Here is a 4,163-nt window from a genome sequence, read left to right on the forward strand (position 1 = left end):
ATTAAAATGAGTATAATACCTGCCATAAAACCAGCTATCAGTAAATTCTCATAGCCGTACTGCATGACTATAGCGAGCAAAATCGGAATAAACGCGCCTGTAGGGCCTCCGATCTGAAATTTAGACCCCCCCAGCAGTGAAATCAAAATTCCCGCTATGATGGTTGTGTACAGACCATATTCCGGCTTTACCCCCGATGCAATGGCGAACGCCATACCGAGCGGGATCGCCACAATCGCTACGATGCTTCCAGAAATTAAATCCTTTCGTAAAGCCCCTGCGTTATAGCCTTCAAACCTTCCTCTCCACTTCATCCCTGTAACCCTTCTTTTCTGTAGTAGCATTACTTCTCGTTACGTATGCCTTCCAGCAACGAGATCGCTTCGACTAAATGATTGTCAAAAATTTGCCGCGCCACCGCTAGCAGCTCCGTTAAGAGCGGATCACGTAGTGAATACACGACCGTTGTGCCTTCCTTGAAGCTGTTCACCAAATTTTTAGCCCGTAAAACAGCCAATTGCTGCGATACGGCAGAACCTTCGGAACCAAGCGCAGTCTGCAGCTCGTTCACATTCCGTTCCCCTTCACTCAGCACCTCCAAAATGCGGATGCGCAGAGGGTGAGCCAATGCTTTGAAAAAATCAGCCTTAAACTTCTGGAGATCTCCTTCCATGCTGCGCCGTCCCCCTTCACAGAATTGTTTCCATAACGATCAACAATATCTGAATATTTGAATATTCAGTACAATAACAGCTTTGGGTCAATTGAACTATGATGTTGCTCACACTTCACCATGCGCATAGTCACATTTTTCACCCTTTTATCTTTTGGGGTTGACAGCTTCCACAGCTTTCCATTAACATAGCAATTAACTTTAAGAAAAGGGGGCCGACAGACATGACCAAGCTTTACACGCTAATGACGATTAGTCAGCATGATCCAATCATATATTCAAAATTTCGTCTCATCGGCCCCGTTCGGGCGACATGATGGGGGTATCACGCTGTCTGGCGGCGTGATGAACCAGGCTTTTTTAATTTTGTATGCTATTGAAAGAACAGGTTATTTATGTTTTTATGATGTATTGATCATAAAATGTAATGACACTTTCGGTGCAGGAAGCCGTAGACGACAAGTCTGCGGCTTTTTTTGTTTTTTTAATCTTTCTATACGATGTTATGAATTTACATGAAGAAGGGAACTACCCATTTATTATGAATACACAATCTACGACCGACTCATTTTTTCCTGAAGGACCATACAGTCACCTGATGAAGCTTCCAGCTGGGGATCTGACGGTGTACGCTTCGCAGCAACTTTTCGCCTCACTTGATTACAAAGTGTTCGAGATGGCTAATAACAATTTACAAATTCCAGGTATCCGCTATATGGGATACACACCGGATGTACATGTAGGCGTCGGAACCTGCATCGGTACAACTGCGGTATGGGGGATGGAAGACGGCTATGTATCTCCCTCCATCGTCGGAAGCGATATCGGCTGCGGCATGCGCGTACACCTGACCAATCTGCACAAGGATGCTTTGAAGGAAATCAAGCTGCGCCGCAAGTTGGTTAAGACGATCGACAAATACTTGCCGATGGAAGCCCACCAACGCGGACATTATTCGGATATACGACTGGAGCATATTGTACGCAAAGGCCTGCATGGCTTGCCTAATAAATATATTCCGGATAGCTACACTCCTAAAAAATCCACCTCACTGACCCATGTAGAGCACAGTAAGTTCTCCTTTGACGAGGAAGTGTTGAATCTCGTCGAAGACCGTACTTGGCACCGCGCTCATCGGCAGCTGGGCACGCTGGGTGGAGGCAATCATTTCGTCGAAATTCAGGCGATTGAAATTGCGGAAGAAAATAGAGAAATCGCTGAAGCTTGGGGGATGTTCGATGGTCAAGTGGCTGTGATGATTCATTCGGGATCACGCGCTTGGGGTGGAGCAGTCAGCCAGGCCAGTTCATCTGCCATTGCCAAAGCGATGAGTCGTCTCGGTCTAGGCACCTCCGACCCGAGACTGGTATTCGCACCGCTGGATCATCCCGAGGCAGCACATTATGTGAATATGATGTACTCAGCGCTGAATTATGCTGTGGTGAACCGACATCTGATTGCATACTCCGTGCGAGAAGCCTTCCGCGATGTCTTTGGTACAAAGTGCGAGTTGCGCACTCTGTACGATCTGATGCACAATTATGCTTGGGATGAGTCCCATCCGGATCATGGCAGCGTGTTTGTACATCGTAAAGGTGCGACGCGCGCGCTTCCAGCAGGACACCCCGACAATCCGCGACCCTATCAGGCGACAGGGCATCCGGCACTGATCCCTGGTTCGATGGGGACTGCCTCTTATATTATGGTAGGTTTACCGGGCGGTCAGGATAACTTTCACTCCATTTGTCATGGAGCAGGCCGTATTCGCTCACGTTCTGCGACCAAACGGCTCGTGAGTGTAGACGATTTTGCAGGCGCCCTGGGTGTAGGGACGGACGACGAAATTGTGGTGAACCAGGCCTCTCTGGAGAGTATTATCGACGAATCTCCACAAGCCTACAAAAATGTAGATGATATTATCGAAAGTGTTACCGGGGCAGGACTCGCAGCTGTTGTAGCCAAATGCAAACCGCTGGCCGCCCTGAAAGGAGCAAAATAATGTTGAGTATAGACACCCCAGCTATTTATGAATTTGACGAACGTACAGATGGACGCATTACCGGTTATGCTGCTTATGCCCGTCTGATCGACGGTATCAGTGAAGCACTTTATAACCGCTACGGCGTAAAATACGAGCTGTATGCCAGCGACGATCCCAATATTGAATATTGGGATCTGCTAGAGGAGGATATTCGTTCAGGCAGCCCTGAGCTGGAGCATGTGGCACGAGTCTTCGATCGTTTGGAGGAACGCACTATCCAGTATGACGATGACGGACCGACTCCTGAATACGGTGTGCATCTGTCGATGCGTAATAATGTATTTGCCTATCCCAAGTGGGGGATCGCACTGGCACGAGTTCCCTTTTTCCGTGAGAATGGCGTATACAATGAAGATTACGTATTTGCTACAGGCGACCAGGAGCTGCAAAGCTTCCTCGCAGGCGTACGCGGGCGTGAACGCAAGCAAAATATGAAGCGTGTCACCGTCTTCACCGATACAAGCCGAGGACTCTCCCGGCAGGCAGAGCCGATAACCCGTGCCATTACTCGGGATGATGTGATTTTGAAAGCGGAAATCAAGCGGGATATCTTCCGATCACTCGATCAGTTTTTTGAAGCAGATCGTACCTTCTATCAGACTTATAACATCCCTTACAAGCGTGGGATTCTGCTATACGGCCATCCGGGCAACGGTAAAACAACTCTTGTGAAATCTATTGCCAGCAGTGTACCGGGTCCGGCCGCTTACTGGCAAATTACAGAATATACAACCAGTGAATCGGTCAAAGAGGTGTTTGAGGCAGCGACTCGCCTGGCGCCGATGGTGCTGGTCATTGAGGACATCGATTCCATGCCTCAGGAGGTGCGTTCCTTTTTCCTGAATACGCTCGACGGCGCTACATCCAAGGAGGGCATCTTCCTGATCGGAACGACCAATTATCCCGAAAAAATCGACCCAGGTCTGATGAACCGGGCGGGCCGCTTCGATCGGGCTTATGAAATCAGTTTGCCTGACGAAGAGCTGCGACTCGCGTATCTCAAGCTGCGTAACTTCCTTGTTTTTGCAGGTGAGACAGGTACACAGAAGGCAGCTGCGATGACGGACGGCTTCTCCCTGGCTCAGCTCGGAGAACTGTATGTCAGTACGGCGCTGGAATGGCATGAGCAAGGAAAAGCCGATATTGAGCTGATTATTAAGGGCATGCGAGGCGAGCTTGATAAAAGCCGCAAGCAGGATTGGCTAAAAAATGCCTCCGAAGGACGAGTCGGGTTCTTTTGATCCACCCTTTTATTGCCTCATTATGAAATTTATGTTACACTGATTAACAATAAAGTACCGAAAGGGTGACCTTAAGCCAATGATCTACTAATCCTATTTCCAAAACGAATTTTCTGGATAGGATTAGTGTAGGCTTTTGGGGATTCACAATAAGATCATTGCCTCGTTGACGGGAGTAGTGTGTCTTTTTGTTGCATGTCTGCCTCCT

General features: G+C 48.3%; 4 protein-coding genes. 2 read left to right on the top strand and 2 right to left on the bottom strand.

Going from position 1 to position 4,163, the window contains the following annotated elements; translation table 11 throughout:
• The coding region (locus tag AC5V8P_RS23945; RefSeq protein ID WP_495473942.1) for a SulP family inorganic anion transporter at positions 1-314 on the bottom strand (314 nt) is incomplete at its 3' end.
• Between the two features lie 29 nt (positions 315-343).
• A complete protein-coding gene (locus AC5V8P_RS23950; protein WP_016818694.1) occupies positions 344-673 on the bottom strand; it encodes an ArsR/SmtB family transcription factor in 330 nt (109 codons plus the stop codon).
• Between the two features lie 541 nt (positions 674-1,214).
• Between AC5V8P_RS23950 and AC5V8P_RS23955 the strand changes: the two genes are divergently transcribed.
• Both AC5V8P_RS23955 and AC5V8P_RS23960 read left to right on the top strand, forming a co-directional pair.
• The gene (locus AC5V8P_RS23955) at positions 1,215-2,672 is read left to right on the top strand and encodes an RtcB family protein (protein WP_064796870.1); all 1,458 of its coding nucleotides are present in this window, start codon (positions 1,215-1,217) and stop codon (positions 2,670-2,672) included.
• Positions 2,672-3,955: an AAA family ATPase gene (locus AC5V8P_RS23960; protein ID WP_063211270.1), complete on the top strand. Its 1,284-nt coding sequence runs from the start codon at positions 2,672-2,674 to the stop codon at positions 3,953-3,955. Before AC5V8P_RS23955 ends, AC5V8P_RS23960 begins: the two co-directional genes overlap by 1 nt.
• Positions 3,956-4,163: the final 208 nt, after the last annotated feature.

The sequence above is a fragment of the Paenibacillus sp. N119s genome (assembly GCF_059447605.1).

What these genes read in the sequence shown, in the direction of transcription:
- AC5V8P_RS23960 (WP_063211270.1), top strand. Translation starts at nt 2,672, where the DNA reads ATGTTGAGTATAGACACCCCAGCTATTTATGAATTTGACGAACGTACA.
- AC5V8P_RS23950 (WP_016818694.1), bottom strand. Translation starts at nt 673, where the DNA reads ATGGAAGGAGATCTCCAGAAGTTTAAGGCTGATTTTTTCAAAGCATTG.
- AC5V8P_RS23955 (WP_064796870.1), top strand. Translation starts at nt 1,215, where the DNA reads ATGAATACACAATCTACGACCGACTCATTTTTTCCTGAAGGACCATAC.